Genomic DNA, 16,384 nt, shown 5'->3' with positions numbered 1-16,384 from the left:
CCCATTCTAGAAAGCTCGCCGCGGCCCGCCAGCACGCCTCGCGAGGGGCCGGTGGCGCTGGTTAGACTTGTCGCTCACCTGGCCTGTTGGCCGGGCAGGCCATCCATGAACAGGGAGTCGACACCATGATGCAAACCACCAACCCGCAGCCCAGGAATCTGCTGCCCAAGGCCCCGCTGGCCCAGAACCCGTTGCGCCTGGGCGCGCTGGCGCTGATGCTGGCCCTGGCCGGCTGCGCCACCGAAACCTCGCGCACCGTGGCCGTGCAAAAGGTCGAGTCGGCCTCCACGCCCTACCGCGGCGCGCGTGTGCCGGTCTCGGTGGGCAAGTTCGACAACCGCTCGAGCTTCGGCCGCGGTGTCTTCTCCGACGGCGTCGACCGTCTGGGCAGCCAGGCCAAGACCACGCTGGTGTCGCACCTGCAGCAGTCGCAGCGCTTCAGCGTGCTCGACCGCGAGAACCTGGCCGAAACGCGCCAGGAGGCGCAGTTCCAGGCCAAGGCCCAGGGCATCAAGGGGGCCGAGTTCGTGGTCACCGGCGATGTCACCGAGTTCGGCCGCAAGGAGGTGGGCGACCAGCAGCTGTTCGGCCTGCTGGGCCGCGGCAAGAGCCAGGTGGCCTATGCCAAGGTCACGCTCAACATCGTCAACACGCTCACCTCCGAGGTGGTGTATTCGGCCCGTGGCGCCGGCGAGTACGAGCTGTCCAGCCGCGAGGTGGTGGGCTTTGGCGGCACGGCCGGCTATGACGCCACGCTCAACGGCAAGGTGCTCGACCTGGCCATGCGCGAGGCGGTCAACGCCCTGGTCAGCGGGCTCGAGGCCGGCCAGTGGTCGGTGGCGCCGTCGGGGGCCAAGCCTTGAGCGGCCGCACGTCAGGCGCACGGCCGGGCCGGGCCGGTGCGAGGGCGCTGGCGGCGCTGGCGGCGCTGGCGGCACTGGTGCCGGTGCTCTGGCTGGGTGGCTGTGCGCAGCCGGCCAAGCCGATGTACCACTGGGGTGGCTACGAGCGGCAGGTGTATGCCTACCTGAACAGCGACACCAGCACCGCGGCCGAGCAGCTCGGCATCCTGCAGGCGCAGGCCGAGAAGGCCCGCGCCCAGCAGGCAGCGCTGCCGCCCGGCTTTCGCGCCCATGTGGGCCTGCTGCAGCTGCACCTGGGCAACCCCGACGAGGCGCGGCGCCAGCTGCAGGCCGAGAAGGCGGCCTTTGCCGAGGCGGCGCCCTTCATGGACTTTCTGCTCGCCCGGCTCGACCAGCGCCCGGCCGCTGCACCCGCTGCACCCGGTTCAGCCAGCCCGGCGGCCAAGCCGGCGCTGCCGGCCACGGCCGCCTCCGCAGCCAAGGCGCCCTGAACCCCCGTACAAGGACACCCCCGATGACCCCGACTTTCGGCCCCCGCGGTTTGGGCTGCCGCCTGCCGCGCTGGGCCCAGCGCCTGGCGCTGGCCGTGCTGCCGGCCCTGCTGGGCGCCTGCGCCACGCCCAAGGCCCCGTTCGACTACACCGCCTACCGCCAGAGCCGCCCGGCCTCGCTGCTGGTGCTGCCGCCGATCAACGACTCGTCCGACGTGAAGGCCAGCAACGGCGTGCTGGCCACCGCCACCGCGCCGCTGGCCGAGGCCGGCTACTACGTGCTGCCGGCCGCGCTGGTGCACGACACCTTCCGCGAGAACGGCCTCAGCACGCCGGCCGACATCCAGGAGGTGTCGACCGCCCGGCTGCGCCAGATCTTCGGTGCCGACGCCGCGGTCTACCTGCGCGTCAAGCAGTACGGCACGCGCTACCAGGTGGTGGGCAGCGAAACCCGCGTCACGGTGGAAGGCCGCATCGTCGACCTGCGCAGCGGTGTGCAGATCTGGCAGGGCGCGGCCACCGCTTCGTCGGCCGAGCAGAGCAACAGCAACCAGGGCGGCCTGGTGGGCCTGCTGGTGAAGGCGGTGGTCGAGCAGGTGCTCAACACCGTCACCGACGCCAGCTTCGGCTATGCGGCCATCGCCAACCAGCGCCTGCTGGGGGTGCCGATGCCCAACGGCGTCCTGCCCGGCCCGCGCCGGCCCGACCCGGCGGCCACGGCGGCCCGGTAACGCGCGTGGGCTGCCCGGACCGTGCCCGGGCCGGCCCCGGGCTGCGTCAGGGCGGCTCAAAGGGCGGGGGGCTTCCTACAATGCCGCATGCCCTTCGTCCACCTGCGCACCCACTCCGAATATTCCGTTGTCGACGGCACGCTGCGCGTCGATGACGCCGCCGCGCTGGCCAAGGCCGATGGCCAGCCGGCGCTGGCCATCACCGACCTCAGCAACCTGTTCGGCGCGATCAAGTTCTACAAGGCCTGCCGTGGCAAGGGCGTGCAGCCGATCATCGGCGCCGATGTCTTCCTCGAGCCCGAGGGCACCGACAAGCTCCCCAGCCGCCTGCTGCTGCTGGTGCAAAGCCGCCAGGGCTACCTCAACCTGAGCGAGCTGCTGGGCCGCAGCTGGGTGCTCAATGCCCAGCGCGCCCAGGCCTGGGTCAAGTGGGAGTGGCTGGCCGAGCTGGGCGGCGGGATGATCGCGCTGTCGGGTGCCGACCTGGGCGCCGTGGGCATGGCCCTGCTGGCCGGCGATGTGGAGCGCGCGCGAAACCAGGCGCGGCGCCTGGCCGGGCTGTTTCCGGGCCGCTTCTACCTCGAGCTGCAGCGCGGCGGCCTGCCCAACCACGAGGCCCATGTGCGCGCCGCCGTGCCGCTGGCGGCCGAGCTGGGGCTGCCGGTGGTGGCCACCCACCCGGTGCAGTTTGCGGCGCCGGAAGACTTCGAGGCCCACGAGGCGCGGGTGTGCGTGGCCGACGGCGAGACGCTGGCCAACCCCAAGCGCATCAAGCGCTTCACCCGCGAGCAGTACTTCAAGACCCAGGCCGAGATGGCCGCGCTGTGGGCCGACCTGCCGGTGGCGCTGGCCAATACGCTGCAGATCGCGCAGCGCTGCAGCCTGACGCTGCAGATGGGCAAGTTCTACCTGCCCGACTTTCCGACGCCGCTCATGGCCGACGGCACGCCGATGCCGATGGGCGACTACTTCCGCCAGGCCAGCTTCGAGGGTCTCGAAGACCGGCTGCGGCAGCTGTTTCCCGATGCCGCCAAGCGCGATGCCGAGCGCCCGCGCTACGTCGAGCGGCTGGAGTTCGAGATCGGCACCATCCTGAAGATGGGCTTCCCGGGCTACTTCCTCATCGTGTCGGACTTCATCCTGTGGGCCAAGGCCAACGGCTGCCCGGTGGGCCCCGGCCGGGGCTCGGGCGCGGGCTCGCTGGTGGCCTATGCGATGAAGATCACCGACCTGGACCCGCTGCACTACAACCTGCTGTTCGAGCGCTTCCTGAACCCCGAGCGCGTGTCGATGCCCGACTTCGACATCGACTTCTGCCAGGGCAACCGCGACCGGGTGATCGACTATGTGAAGGACAAGTACGGCCGCCAGGCCGTCAGCCAGATCGCCACCTTCGGCACCATGGCCGCCAAGGCCGCGCTGCGCGACATCGGCCGTGTGCTGGGCATGGGCTTCGGCCATGTGGACAGCATCGCCAAGCTGATCCCGGCGCCGCCGGGCAAGAGCGTGACGCTGGCCCCGGTGCCCGAGGGCTACAACCCCGACAAGGACCCCACCATCTACGCGCGCCACGAGGCGCCCGAGCTGGGCGAGCGCGAGAAGACCGACGAAGAGGTGGCCGAGCTGCTGAAGCTGGCCATGCGCGTGGAAGGCATGGTGCGCAACATCGGCATGCATGCCGGTGGCGTGCTGATCGCGCCGGGCAAGATCACCGACTTCTGCCCGCTGTACCAGCAGCCCGGCAGCGACTCGGCGGTGAGCCAGTACGACAAGGACGACGTCGAAGCCATCGGCCTGGTCAAGTTCGACTTTCTGGGCCTGGCCACGCTCACGATCCTGGAGCTGGCCAAGGACTTCATCGTGCGCCGCCATCCGGCGCAAAAGGACTTCAGCTTCGAGACCCTGCCGCTCGATGACCCGCGTGTCTACAAGCTGTTCTCCGAAGGCCTCACCGAGTCGGTGTTCCAGTTCGAATCGACCGGCATGCAGAAGATGCTGCGCGAGGCGCGGCCCAGCCGGCTGGAAGACCTGATCGCGCTGAACGCGCTGTACCGCCCGGGCCCGATGGACCTGATCCCCAGCTTCGTGGCGCGCAAGCACGGCAAGGAGGTGGTGGAGTACCCGCACCCGCTGCTGGGCCAGGTGCTGGGTGAGACCTACGGCATCATGGTCTACCAGGAGCAGGTGATGCAGAGCGCCCAGATCCTGGGCGGCTACAGCCTCGGCGGCGCCGACCTCTTGCGCCGCGCGATGGGCAAGAAGAAGGCCGAGGAGATGGCGCAGCATCGCCAGATCTTCCGCGAGGGCGCGGCCAAGAAGGACATCCCGGCCGAGAAGGCCGACGAGGTGTTCGACCTGATGGAGAAGTTTGCCGGCTATGGCTTCAACAAGAGCCACGCCGCCGCCTACTCGCTGCTGGCGTACCACACGGCCTGGCTGAAGGTGCATTTCACGGCCGAGTTCTACGCCGCGAACATGACCATCGAGATGGACGACACCGACAAGCTCAAGGTGTTGCTCAACGATGCCAAGCTCTTCAACATCGCCTTCGATGCGCCCGATGTCAACACCGGCACCTGGCGCTTCGAGCCGGTGGACAACAAGCGGGTTCGTTATGCGCTGGGCGGCATCAAGGGCACCGGCCAGGGCGCGATCGAGGCGCTGGTCGAGGCACGCAGCGAGGGCGGCCCCTTCCTCAGCTTCTTCGACTTCTGCGCCCGCGTCGACCGCAAGCGCGTCAACAAGCGGGTGGTCGAGGCGCTGATCAAGGCCGGCGCCTTCGATCTCATCAGCATCGAGCGCGACCCCGCCTGCGCCGACACCGACCGCGGCCGCTCGCGCCTGCTGGCCAGCGTGGGCCTGGGTTTTGAATTTGCCGAGGCCCAGGTGGCCAATGCCTCGCAGGGCGGCCTGTTCGACGACGACAGCCACGGCTCGCATGCGCAGGAGCCGCCGCTGGTGGCCGCCGCGCCCTGGGGCGTGCGCGAGCGCCTGTCGCACGAGAAGACGGCCATCGGCTTCTACCTCTCGGGCCACCTGTTCGACGAGTGCGAGCCCGAGGTGCGGCGCTTCTGCAAGCGCCAGGTGGCCGACCTGGTGGACAGCCGCGATCCGCAGCTGGTGGCCGGCATCGTCAGCGACCTGCGCTTCATCAACGGCCAGCGCGGCCGCGTGGCCATCTTCAAGCTCGACGACAAGACCGAGAGCATCGAGTGCGTGGCCAACGAGGCCCTGATCGAGAGCGCGAAAGACCTGCTGAAGGACGACGAACTGCTGCTGATCCAGGGCCGGGTGCAGACCGACCGCTTCAATGGCGGCGGCCTGCGCTGCAATGTGCAGGCGGTGTGGGGCCTGGCCGCGGCGCGCGCGCGTTTTGGCCGCTGGCTGAGCCTCACGCTCGACGGCAGCGCCGCCGAGCGCGACCCGCGCCTGCTGGACGAACTGGTGACCACCTGGCCGGCGCGGCGCGAAAGCACCGAGCAGGGCGAGATCACCCAGGGCCTGATGCTGCGTCTGAAGCTCCGGCGGCCCGGCGCCGAGGCCGAGCTGGAGCTGGGCGACGCGGCCCGCATCTGGCCCTGCGACGAGGCGCTGGCGCGGGTGCGTGCGCTGGCCGGTGAAGGCCGCGCGGCCATCGTCTACGAGGCCTGACCGGATGAAGAAGGGCCCGCGCAAGGCGGGCCCTTTTGGATTGCGGGTGTGCGCCCGTTGCCGGGGCACACCGATGGGCGCATGAGGACGCATGAGGGGCGCACAACGTGCGCTCAAGCGCCCTGCTGGGTCAGGACACCGACGGTCGCGTGGGGGCGCCGGCGTAGTGCACGCCGTTGACCGTGGCGCCCGATTCGGACAGGCGGCGCGCCAGGCGTGCACCGATGCCGCGCACGCGCCGCATCAGGTCAGACCAGTCGGTGAAGGGCGTGGTGCTGCGCGCAGACACCACGCGCTCGGCCAGGCCGCCGGCCAGGCCCTCGCAGGCCAGCAAGGCCTCGAGCGTTGCGTTGTTGATTTCGAGCGGCTTGACCGACGCGCACAGCGCATCCAGCCAGACCGCCATGTCGCCGCGCCACACGGTGCGCGCATTGGCGGCCACGGGCAGATCGGACGGTTCGGCGGTTTCGGGCGGCGCTGCGGCACGGCGCGGACGGCGTGCTCGGGTGGGGGTGGCCAGGTCGATGGAGGCACCGCTGGCGCGGCTTCGGGTGGGTTCGCGTTCAGGCATGGAACGCCGATTGTCGCCGATGGTGCCAACGTGCCACCGCGAGCTGTGCGCGCACGGCCAGGGAACGCAGATCGCGACGGCCATCGCGGCCCCGCGCGGCCAGGATATCGGCCGCGCCGTCGAGCTGTCCGGCCCTGACCATGGCCGCGCACAGCGCCAGGCCATCGGCCCCCTGCAGCAGGGCATCGGGCAGCTGGGCCACCAGGGCCCGCAAGGCCTTGGCCGGCAGCACCTGCGGCAGATGCTGCAGGCCCTGGAAGCCGAAGCTCGCCATGCTTTCGGCGGGCCAGGCCTGCGAGAAGCGCAGCGCCATCTCGGGCGGCGCAAAGCGGATGTCGTGCACCAGCTCCAGGTGGCGGCGATGGGTCTGGCAGATCGCCAGGTCGTCGGCATGATCGGCCGCCACGCCGGCCTTGCGCAGCGCCGCCAGCAGCCGCCGTGAACGCAGCGAAAACGCCCCATGCCCCACCGAGCAGGCGGCCGGCACGCCACGCATCGGCGCGCCGATGTAGTCGTAGAGCAGGAAGTCGGGGTTCCACTGCGCCACGTCGCGCACAAAGGCGTCGTGCCGCACGATCAGTGCATGGCTGGTGTAGACGTGCGGCGCCAGCTCCTCGAGCATGAACTCGGCATGGCTGCGCGCGTCGGTCAGCTGCAGGCCGCGCAGGTGCACCTCGCGCGGCGCATCCTGCACTTGCGTGGGGTCGGTGAACAGCAGCACCTCGCCAAAGTCGGCCAGGCGCATGCAATGTTGCAACGCGGCCAGGCTGGCCGCCGGCAGGCCCATGTCCACGCACACCAGGGTCACTTCGGGCAGTTGCAGGCGGGGGGCGGTGGCGCTCATGGTCAGGCCCCATTGTCGACAAGAAATGAGCGCAGTCTGAGCGATGGCCCGCGCTTGGAGGGGGCGCAGGCCTCCACCCACTCCTGGGGGCGGCATGTGGGGGCTGTCATGCCGTGCGCCTGGCCGGCGTTCACAATGGTTCACGTGGCGTGCTGTGCGCCCTGCCGTTGCGGTGGCGTCTGCCGCTGGCCGCGTTGCCCGATGCGTGTTCTGGTCGTCAACCACTTTCCGGTGCTGCCCGCGCGTTTTGGCGGTCAGCAGGCCGTGCTGGGGCTGGCGCTGGAGCTGGCGCGGCAGTGGCCCACCACGCTGCTGTGGACCGAGCGCCACGCCGCCGGCCTGCAGGCGCTGCAGCACGACGGTCAGTACCTGCTCGGCTGCGCCGTGCCCATCGCCTGGCGGCAGCGGCGCCTGGCGCGCTGGCTGGCGCCGTGGCTGGGCCGCGCCGATGGCGACCTGGCCGCACTGCTGTGCTGCGGCCACAACCACGCGCTGGCGCGGCGCCTTGAGTCGCTTTGCGCCGACGGTGATGTGCTGGTGCTGGCCCACCCCTGGCTGTGGCCGGCGGTGGCGCAGCTGATGCAGCGGCGCCGCGTGAGGCTGGTCTACGACGCCCACAACGTCGAGGCCGTGCTCAAGCGCGGCAGCTGTCGCGCCGGCTGGCTGGCCGATCGCCTGGTGCGCCGGGTGCAGGCGGCCGAGGCCGACATCGTGCGCCACGCCGAGCTGGTGCTGTGCTGCACCGCGGCCGACGCGCAGCAGCTGGCCGCCGCCGGTCTGGCGATGGACCGCTTTGTGGTGGGCAGCAAGGGCTGCACCACGGCACCCACGGCTGCTGCAGCGGCCGCGGCGAAAGCCCGGTGCGGTGGCGGCCGGGTGCCCGGGGCCGCGCCGGTGGCCTTGTTCGTCGGCTCCAGCCACCCGCCCAACGACGAGGCGGCGCGCTGGATCGCCGGCCACCTGGCACCGGCCCTGCCGGGCTGGCGTTTTCGCATCGTTGGCAGCTGCGCGCATGCGCTGGGGCCGCTGGCCGCCGGCGTCGAGGCGGTGGGGCCGGTGGACGCGCTCGATGCCGAGCTGGCGGCGGCCGACGTTGCGCTGAACCCGGTGCGTTTGGGCTCCGGCATCAACATGAAGCTGTTCGACTACCTGCAGTACGGCCTGCCGGTGCTGGCCACGCCACTGGGTGCGCGCGGCTTCGAGCCGCTGGACGGCAGCGGCATCCAGGTGCTGCCGCGCGATGACTTTGCGGCGGCACTGCGCCGGCTGCTGGCCGATGCGGCGCTGTACACCCGCCTGTCAGAGGCCGGGCCACGTACCGTGGCGGCGCGCTTTCAATGGCCGGTGGTGGGCGCGCGGGTGCGTGCCGCCGTGCAGGCCATGCTGGGCGAACCGCCGACAGCGCCGGCGGCCGTGGCCGTGGCCGCTAACGCGCCAGCAGCTGCCGATACAGCGCCAGATACGCCTGCCCGCAGCGCGCCCAGCTGAAGCTGCGGGCGTGGGCCAGCACGGCGTCGACGCGGCCGGGCTGGTCAAAGTCGGCCAGGCCGTCCTGCACCACGGTGCGCATCGCCGGGCCGTCGAAGCGGTCGAAGTAGTAGGCCACCGCACCGCCCACCTCGGGCAGCGAGGTCAGGCGCGACAGGAACACCGGCTTGCCGAACTGCATGGCCTCCAGCGGCGGCAGGCCGAAGCCCTCGGTCAGCGACGGAAACAGGAAGCCGCGGCAGTGCGCGAACAGCCAGGCCTTCTGCGCCTCGCTGACGTTCTCGATCAGCTGCACATGGCCCAGGCCCCGGCGCTGGATCTCGCCGCGCAGCTGCTCCGAATCCACCGAGCGCGGCCCGGCAAACACGAAGGCCTGCCCGGGCATGGCGCTGGCCAGCTCGAGCAGGGCCTTGACGTTCTTGGACGCGGCCATGCGGCTCAGGTGCAGCAGGTAGCCCGGGCGCGGCGCGTCGGGCAGCGGCTCGCGCGGCGCGCTGCTGAGATCGCTGACGCCGTTGTGGATCACCTGCGGCGCCAGGCCGAGGCCCAGGGCCAGATGGCGCTGCATGTCGTCGGCCACATGCCGGGTGATGGCCACCAGCGCGGTCTGGCGCTGGCACAGGCGGGTGAGCTTGCGCAGGTACTTCGGCACCTTGCGCGGCGCCTTCGAGTAGACGAAGTTCAGGTCGTGCACCGTCAGCAGGCGCTGGCGCGTGCCGATCGGCGCGCGCAGCCGGATGTGCTGGTGGATGGTGTGCCACAGGTCGAAACGCTGCGCGCCCCAGTGCGGCAGGCGCTGCCAGGTGTGGGTGGGGATGTAGTGCAGCCCGTCGCCAAAGCAGCCGTGCAGCGCCTGCGGCAGGCGCACGTGAAGGGCGATGCCTTCTTCACGCAGCGCCGGCGCCTGGGCGGCCAGGTACTCGCCCAGGCGGCGCGACACCTCGCCCAGGCCGTCGTGCCAGGTTTCCAGCCGGCCCAGGCACAGGCCGATGTGGCGCAGCTCAGCCATGGTGGCCGCCTGGCGGTGCCAGGCCAGGGGCGGTGCGGTGCGGGGTCATGGCAGTGGCAGGGTTTGTTGCAGGGCTTCGTCCACCGTGGGCCAGCGCGGCCAGTGGCGCAAGACCCGCACCGTGGGCCCCCAGGGTGCCCACTGCTCGGGTTTGGTGGGGCCCAGCACGCTGAGCACCGGCGCGTCCACCGCGGCGGCCAGGTGGGCCGGGCCGGTGTCGTTGCTCACCACCAGGCCGGCGCGGCGCAGCAGGCCGCCGTAGACGCCCAGCTTCACGCCTTCGAGGCTCAGCACGCCGGGGTGCTGGGCCAGGATGGCTTCTTCGCCCGGGCCCGGGCAGGCCACGATGTCGCGTGTGCCGGCCAGCGCCGCATGCAGTGCGCGGGTGTAGTCGGCAAAGGCCGGCCAGGTCTTGTCCTGCTTCTCGAACAGGCCGCCGGCAAAGGGGCAGATGACGATGAAGCCGGGACGGATGCCGCGCGCGGCCAGCAGGGCGTCGGCGGCCGCCTGGTCGGCCGGCGCGGTGGCCAGGCCGATGCGGGCCGGCGCCGCCTGCTCGATGCGCAGAAAGCGGCAGGCCAGCTCCCAGTAGCTGGTGAGCGCATGGCCGCCATAGGTGATGGGCTCGGCGCGCCGGAGCAGCAGGCCACGGGCCTCTTGCGCATAGCCCACGGCCCGCAGGCCGGCCAGGCGCATCTCGAGCGCGCCCGAGAACGAGGTGGGCAGCACCAGTGCGTTGTCGCGGCGGTCAAAGCCGGGGTCGAGCGCGCGGGCCTCGGTGCGCAAGGCGCGCAGCTGGGCCACCCGCTCGCCCAGCTTGCCCGGGCGGCCATGGGTGGGCCAGCCCTGGCCGGCCAGCAGCGGCCGGGCCCAGCCCTTGCCCACCAGCACCGGCTGGTAGCCATGGGCCTGCAGCAGCTGCAGGGCCGGCACGCCGAGGATCACGTCACCCACCCAGTTGCGCAGGCGGACGATCAGCGGACGAGGGGGCATGCAGGGCAGGGTGTCAGGCGGGGAGAGGGCGCGTCGGCCCGGCCCGCGGCCGTCCGATAATCGCGTTTTTGCATTCTGCCATTCGCCATGTCCAACACCCTGCCGCCCCAGCCGGCCCTGCCGGCCGCCGCCGACGTGATTGCCCTGCACGACCGCCTGCTGGCCAGCGCCGGCTGGCCCGCCCAGGCGCTGGCCGCCGCCGACGACGGCCTGTGGCACTGGGTGCAGGCCAACCACTGCTTCAACAGCCGGCTGTGGGCCGAGGAAGACCTGGCGCGCCGCACCACCGTGGGCGCCGCCGACATTGCCGCCAACAAGCGCGCCATCGACGGCTTCAACCAGGCCCGCAACGACGCCACCGAGCGCGTCGACGAGATCCTGCTCACCGCGCTGGGCCTGGTGGATGCGGCCTCGGCGCGCACCGACGCGCCGGTGTCCACGGTGCCGGCCGGCGCGCGCCTGAACAGCGAGACTGCCGGCAGCATCATCGACCGCATGAGCATCATGGCGCTGAAGGTGCATGCCATGCGCGCGCAGACCGAGCGCAGCGATGTCGACGAAGACCACCGCGCCGCCAGCCGCGTGAAGCTGGCGCGGCTGCAGCAGCAGCGTGCCGATCTGGGCGCCTGCCTGGAGGCCTTGATCGCCGATGCGCAGGCCGGGCGGGCCTACTTCAAGGTCTACCGCCAGTTCAAGATGTACAACGATCCGCGCTTCAACCCCGAGCTGGTGAAGGAAGCGAAGGCCAAAGCTTGAACCTCAGCAGCGGCCGTGTCCTGATCGTCAAGACCACGTCGATGGGCGACGTGGTGCATGCGCTGCCGGCCATCAGCGACATCCGCCACTACCGGCCCGGCATCGGCATCGACTGGCTGGTCGAGGCGCCGTTCGCGGCCATTCCGGCCCTGCATCCGGCGGTGCGGCGGGTGATCCCGATCGCCTGGCGCAAATGGCGCAAGAGCCTGCTGGCCGCGCCCACGCGTGCCGCCATCGCCCAGGCCCGGGCCGACCTGCGGCGCGACGAGTACGACCTGGTGATCGACCTGCAGGGCCTGCTCAAGAGCGTGCTGTGGGGCGCCCAGGCGCGCGGCCCGCTGGCCGGTTTTGACCGCGACAGCATCCGCGAGCCGCTGGCCGCGCTGGCCTACCGGCGCATGGTGCGGGTCTCGCGCGAGGCGCATGCGGTGGCGCGCTGCCGGGCGCTGGTGTCGGGCCTGCTGGGCTACCAGCTGCCCGAGCAGTGGCCCGAGGCGCGGCCTGATTTCGGCATCGTGGCGCCAGCCTTTGCGGCCGGCGACTGGCAGCCGCCGGCGCTGGCCGCGGCCCTGATCCCCTGCGCCAGCCGGCCCGAGAAGCTGTGGCCCGAGGCGCACTGGATCGCGCTGGGCCAGCGCCTGCGCCGTGCCCGGCTGACGCCGGTGGTGGTGTGGGGCAGCGACGAGGAGCGCCAGCGCGCCGAGCGCATCGCCGCGGCGTGCGAGGGCATCGTGCCGCCGTTTCTCAGCGTGGCGCAGATGGCGGCGGTGCTGTCGCGCGCGCGCCAGATCGTGGGCCTGGACACCGGCTTCAGCCACCTGGCGGCGGCCTTCGGTGCGCCCACCATCGGCATCTACTGCGACCACGAGCCCGGCCTGGCCGGCATCACCGGCCCGGGGCCGGTGGCCAGCTTCGGCGGCAAGGGCCAGGTGCCCTCGCTGGACGAGGTGATGGCGCAGCTGGACAAGCACCTCGGGCCGCGCTGACGCCGCGGGGGCGTCCGGGCGGGGCCGGCGAGGGGCTCAAAGCTCCTCGATGCGCTGCGGCGGGAAGGTGTCCCAGCCCAGGCAGCCCGGGCATTGCCAGAAGTGGCGCTGGCTCTCGAAGCCGCAGGCCGCGCAGCGGTAGCGCTGCAGCGGCCGTGCGGCGCGTGCCACGGCCTCGCGCACGGTGGCCTGCGCCTGTTCGGGCCACAGCGCGGCCGCTTGGTCGAGCAGGTCGATGGCGGCCGTCAGGCTGGGCTGTTCGCGCAGCAGGGCCGGCAGGCGCGGCGATGCGCCGGGTGCGTGGCCATCGGCGCGGGCCAGGGCGCGCAGCAGGTCGATGCCCGGCTGCTGCTCGAACAGGCGGTTCAGCGTGTCGCGCAGCGCCGGCAACTGGCCGGCAGCCTGGGCACAGGCCACGGCATCGCCGGCCACGCGGGCAAAGGCATCGGGGTTGCGCTGGGCCAGGGTCTGGTAGACGGCCAGCGCCGCATCGGCGTGGCCGGCCCGTGCCAGCCGCTCGGCGCGCTGCACCCAGGGCCGCGCCGACTGCGGTGCCGCGGCCTGGGCCTGCAGCAGCAGCGTTTCGGCGCTGCTGCCGTCACCGCGCGCGTCGGCCTCGGTGGCCTGCTCGCACAGGTAGTGGGCGATGCGTGTCGCAAACGAGCCGGCGCCGGTCTTCTCGAGCCGTCCGGCCACCTCGGCGGCGCCGGCCCAGTCGCGCGAGCGCTCGTGCAGGCTCAGCCGGGCCAGCCGCGCCTCGGTCTCGAAGGGCGTGCCCTCCAGCGCGGCAAAGGCGGCCTCGGCGCGGTCAAACAGGCCGGCCTTCATGAAATCATGGGCCAGCGCGTATTGCGCGCGTTCGCGGTCGCCCTGGCTCAGGTCGGCGCGCTGCAGCAGATGCTCGTGCACCCGCACGGCGCGCTCGAACTCACCGCGGCGGCGAAACAGGTTGCCCAGCGCGAAATGCAGCTCGCTGGTGTCGGGGTCGTGCTGCACGGCCTCGATGAAGGCGTCGATGGCCTTGTCGGGCTGTTCGTTGAGCAGCAGGTTCAGGCCCTTGAAATAGGCCTTGGGCGCCTCGCGGTCGGTGCGCTTCCACTGCCGCAGATCCATGCGCGAGGCCACCCAGCCAATGGCAAAGGCAGCGGGCAGCGCGATCAGCAGCGCAAACAGCAGGCTTTGGGCGTCCAGCTCCATCGTGCTCACAGGCCTTCGCGTGGCGGATGCTCGGGGCCGAACTCCGAGGGCGCCACGGTGGGCGGATCACTGGCCTTGCGCGGCGGTGGCGGTGGCGGCGGGGCGTGGCGGCGGGCCACGCGGCGGTGCCGCCACCAGGCCGGCACCATGGCCAGCACGCCCAGCGCGGCACCGGCGGTGAGCGCCACCAGCACCACGATGACCAGCGGCGCACGCCACTGGTAACCGAAGAACCAGCGCACCGTCACCTCCTGCTCGTTGTTGAGCGCGAAGGCGAACAGGGTGAAGAAGATGAAGGCTCGCAGGAGCCAGACGGCCAGTCGCATTGCAGCGCCGATTCTACGGAGGGCCCCAGGGGCCCGCAGCGAAAAAGCCACAGCCTTTGACGCACGGCGCCCAAAGAACAACGGGGCCCCGCAGGGCCCCGTCTGGGCTTGGCACGAGCGTGCCGGCCGCTTCAGTCGAGTGCGGGTTGCCGCACCGGTGATTCGTCGTCGGTGACCGGTTGTTGCAGATCGACCGCTTCGCGCAGGGCCTTGCCCGGCTTGAAGTGCGGCACCAGCTTTTCAGGGATGGTGACCTTCTCGCCGCTGCGCGGGTTGCGCCCGAGCCGCGGCGGCCGACGGTTGATCGAGAAGCTGCCAAAACCACGGATCTCGATGCGGTGGCCACGCGCCAGGGCGTCGCTCATCGCATCCAGGATGGTCTTGACCGCGAACTCGGTGTCGCGCTGGGTGAGCTGACCGAAACGTTCGGCCAGCTTGTTCACGAGGTCACTGCGGGTCATGAAAAGCGGGGTACAGCAGGAGAAGAAGCCAGCAACCGTGATCGCAGCAAACCCCGGAGGGGACAGACCGCCCAAAGGGCGGTCAGGGGAGCGCGGTCATTTCGGAAGGGCCCAAGCCGATCCGGGTTGCCCGGTCGGCTTGGGTTGCCCCCTCGGGGGGCCGCCGCCAGACGGCGGCGGGCTCCACTTACTCGCGGTCTTGCATCTTGGCGCGCAGCAGCGCGCCCAGGCTGGTGGTGCCGGCGTTCTCGCGCTCGTTGCTCTGCGACAGGCGCTGCATCTGCTCTTGCTGGTCGGCAGCGTCCTTGGCCTTGATCGACAGCTGGATCGAACGCGCCTTGCGGTCGACGTTGATGATCATCACCGAGACCTCGTCGCCTTCCTTCAGCACGTTGCGCGCGTCTTCCACGCGGTCGCGGCTGATTTCAGAGGCGCGCAGGTAGCCGGTGACGTCGTCGTTCAGCTGGATCTCGGCGCCGCGCGGGTCGACGGTCTTGACCTTGCCGTTGACCAGGGCACCGCGGTCATTGACCGAGGTGTAGTTGGCAAACGGGTCGCCGTCGAGCTGCTTGATGCCCAGGCTGATGCGCTCGCGCTCCACATCGATGGCCAGCACGATGGCTTCGACTTCCTGGCCCTTCTTGTAGTTGCGCACGGCCTGCTCGCCCGGCTCGTGCCAGGACAGGTCGGACAGGTGCACCAGGCCGTCGATGCCCGAAGCCAGGCCCACGAACACGCCGAAGTCGGTGATCGACTTGATCGGGCCCTTGACCTTGTCGCCGCGGTGCACGGTGCCCGAGAACTCTTCCCAGGGGTTGGCCTTGCACTGCTTCATGCCCAGGCTGATGCGGCGCTTGTCTTCGTCGATCTCGAGGACCATGACTTCGACTTCGTCGCCCAGCGAGACCACCTTGGACGGGGCCACGTTCTTGTTGGTCCAGTCCATTTCGGAGACGTGCACCAGGCCTTCGATGCCGGGTTCGATCTCGACGAACGCGCCGTAGTCGGCGATGTTCGTGACCTTGCCGAACAGGCGGGTGCCCGACGGGTAGCGGCGCGACACGCCCAGCCAGGGGTCGTCACCCAGCTGCTTGATGCCCAGCGAGACGCGGTTCTTCTCGGCGTCGAACTTCAGCACCTTGGCCGACAGCTCTTGACCCACGGTCACCACTTCGCTCGGGTGACGCACGCGGCGCCAGGCCATGTCGGTGATGTGCAGCAGGCCGTCGATGCCGCCCAGGTCGACGAACGCACCGTATTCGGTGATGTTCTTGACCACGCCGTGCACGATGGCGCCTTCGGTCAGGGTCTCGAGCAGCTTGGCGCGCTCTTCGCCCATGCTGGCCTCGATCACCGCGCGACGGCTCAGCACAACGTTGTTGCGCTTGCGGTCGAGCTTGATGACCTTGAACTCCATGGTCTTGCCTTCGTACGGCGTCAGGTCCTTGACCGGACGCGTATCGATCAGCGAGCCCGGCAGGAACGCGCGAATGCCGTTGACCAGGACCGTGAGACCGCCCTTGACCTTGCCCGAGACCGTGCCGTTGACGAACTCACCGCTGTCGAGCGCGTTCTCGAGGCTCAGCCACGAGGCCAGGCGCTTGGCCTTGTCGCGCGACAGGATGGTGTCGCCGTAGCCGTTTTCGATGGCGTCGATGGCCACCGAGACGAAGTCGCCGACTTGCGTCTCGACTTCGCCTTGATCGTTCTTGAATTCCTCGATGGGAATGTAGGCCTCGCTCTTGAGGCCGGCGTTGACGACAACGTAGTTGTAGTCGATGCGCACCACTTCGGCGGAGATGACCTCGCCGGCGCGCATGTCGCTTTTCTTGAGCGACTCTTCAAACAGCGCAGCAAAGCTGTCGATGGCAAACGGGCTGTCGGGGATCTGGTCCAGGGATTGGGACATGCGGGAGTTCCTTGGTGCCGGCGGAAACCAAGTGCGTGAGGAATGCCGGCGGGGTTGAATGCAGCGCAGGCTGCGGTGGATTGAACACACTGCCGGCGCGGTGCACCT

General features: G+C 70.8%; 15 protein-coding genes. 7 read left to right on the top strand and 8 right to left on the bottom strand.

Translation table 11 applies throughout. From position 1 onward, the window contains the following. Positions 1 to 215 precede the first annotated feature (215 nt). The 4 genes from N4G63_RS16820 (at position 216) to dnaE (ending at position 5,736) form a co-directional block, all read left to right on the top strand. Positions 216 to 863, top strand: coding sequence for a CsgG/HfaB family protein (locus N4G63_RS16820; protein WP_260786742.1), 648 nt, complete (start codon positions 216 to 218; stop codon positions 861 to 863). Then, entirely contained in the window at positions 860 to 1,354 is a 495-nt protein-coding gene (locus N4G63_RS16815) for a DUF4810 domain-containing protein (protein WP_260786588.1), read from the top strand. The genes N4G63_RS16820 and N4G63_RS16815 overlap by 4 nt, the downstream gene beginning before the upstream one ends. Before the next feature lie 23 nt (positions 1,355 to 1,377). Next, the gene (locus tag N4G63_RS16810) at positions 1,378 to 2,085 is read left to right on the top strand and encodes a DUF799 domain-containing protein (RefSeq protein WP_260786587.1); all 708 of its coding nucleotides are present in this window, start codon (positions 1,378 to 1,380) and stop codon (positions 2,083 to 2,085) included. Between the two features lie 87 nt (positions 2,086 to 2,172). Continuing rightward, positions 2,173 to 5,736, top strand: a complete 3,564-nt coding sequence (gene dnaE / locus N4G63_RS16805; RefSeq protein WP_260786586.1) for a DNA polymerase III subunit alpha — start codon at positions 2,173 to 2,175, stop codon at positions 5,734 to 5,736. 130 nt (positions 5,737 to 5,866) lie between these two features. On the opposite strand, the gene N4G63_RS16800 is transcribed toward dnaE, so the two are convergent. Both N4G63_RS16800 and N4G63_RS16795 read right to left on the bottom strand, forming a co-directional pair. Further along, positions 5,867 to 6,307 (bottom strand): ComEA family DNA-binding protein, encoded by a 441-nt coding sequence (locus N4G63_RS16800; RefSeq protein ID WP_260786585.1) that lies wholly within the window; start codon positions 6,305 to 6,307, stop codon positions 5,867 to 5,869. Next, on the bottom strand, positions 6,300 to 7,151 hold the full coding sequence (locus N4G63_RS16795) for a DUF5672 family protein (protein ID WP_260786584.1): 852 nt from the start codon (positions 7,149 to 7,151) through the stop codon (positions 6,300 to 6,302). Before N4G63_RS16795 ends, N4G63_RS16800 begins: the two co-directional genes overlap by 8 nt. Before the next feature lie 201 nt (positions 7,152 to 7,352). Here N4G63_RS16795 and N4G63_RS16790 point away from each other — a divergent pair, with 201 nt between their 5' ends. After that, on the top strand, positions 7,353 to 8,639 hold the full coding sequence (locus N4G63_RS16790) for a glycosyltransferase (protein WP_314599955.1): 1,287 nt from the start codon (positions 7,353 to 7,355) through the stop codon (positions 8,637 to 8,639). On the opposite strand, the gene N4G63_RS16785 is transcribed toward N4G63_RS16790, so the two are convergent. Next, on the bottom strand, positions 8,578 to 9,648 hold the full coding sequence (locus tag N4G63_RS16785) for a glycosyltransferase family 4 protein (RefSeq protein ID WP_260786582.1): 1,071 nt from the start codon (positions 9,646 to 9,648) through the stop codon (positions 8,578 to 8,580). The genes N4G63_RS16790 and N4G63_RS16785 overlap by 62 nt on opposite strands. A 45-nt stretch (positions 9,649 to 9,693) precedes the next feature. Beyond that, entirely contained in the window at positions 9,694 to 10,641 is a 948-nt protein-coding gene (locus N4G63_RS16780) for a glycosyltransferase family 9 protein (RefSeq protein ID WP_260786581.1), read from the bottom strand. A gap of 87 nt (positions 10,642 to 10,728) precedes the next feature. Between N4G63_RS16780 and N4G63_RS16775 the strand changes: the two genes are divergently transcribed. Both N4G63_RS16775 and waaC read left to right on the top strand, forming a co-directional pair. Then, the gene (locus N4G63_RS16775; protein ID WP_260786580.1) at positions 10,729 to 11,397 is read left to right on the top strand and encodes a DUF4254 domain-containing protein; all 669 of its coding nucleotides are present in this window, start codon (positions 10,729 to 10,731) and stop codon (positions 11,395 to 11,397) included. Beyond that, positions 11,394 to 12,383, top strand: coding sequence for a lipopolysaccharide heptosyltransferase I (gene waaC, locus N4G63_RS16770; RefSeq protein ID WP_260786579.1), 990 nt, complete (start codon positions 11,394 to 11,396; stop codon positions 12,381 to 12,383). Before N4G63_RS16775 ends, waaC begins: the two co-directional genes overlap by 4 nt. A 36-nt stretch (positions 12,384 to 12,419) precedes the next feature. On the opposite strand, the gene lapB is transcribed toward waaC, so the two are convergent. From lapB to rpsA, 4 genes are all read right to left on the bottom strand, one after another. Next, positions 12,420 to 13,580, bottom strand: coding sequence for a lipopolysaccharide assembly protein LapB (gene lapB, locus N4G63_RS16765; RefSeq protein ID WP_260786741.1), 1,161 nt, complete (start codon positions 13,578 to 13,580; stop codon positions 12,420 to 12,422). 5 nt (positions 13,581 to 13,585) lie between these two features. After that, complete coding sequence (locus tag N4G63_RS16760; protein WP_260786578.1) at positions 13,586 to 13,906, bottom strand: LapA family protein; 321 nt, start codon at positions 13,904 to 13,906, stop codon at positions 13,586 to 13,588. Between the two features lie 131 nt (positions 13,907 to 14,037). Continuing rightward, a complete protein-coding gene (locus N4G63_RS16755) occupies positions 14,038 to 14,367 on the bottom strand; it encodes an integration host factor subunit beta (protein ID WP_260786740.1) in 330 nt (109 codons plus the stop codon). 187 nt (positions 14,368 to 14,554) lie between these two features. Next, on the bottom strand, positions 14,555 to 16,276 hold the full coding sequence (gene rpsA, locus N4G63_RS16750) for a 30S ribosomal protein S1 (protein ID WP_260786577.1): 1,722 nt from the start codon (positions 16,274 to 16,276) through the stop codon (positions 14,555 to 14,557). Between the last annotated feature and the right edge of the window lie 108 nt (positions 16,277 to 16,384).

The sequence above is a fragment of the Aquabacterium sp. OR-4 genome, assembly GCF_025290835.2.
Taxonomy (GTDB): domain Bacteria; phylum Pseudomonadota; class Gammaproteobacteria; order Burkholderiales; family Burkholderiaceae_C; genus Pseudaquabacterium.
Note: the sequence above shows the minus strand (reverse complement) of the source record. Positions and strands in the feature narration are given on the sequence as shown.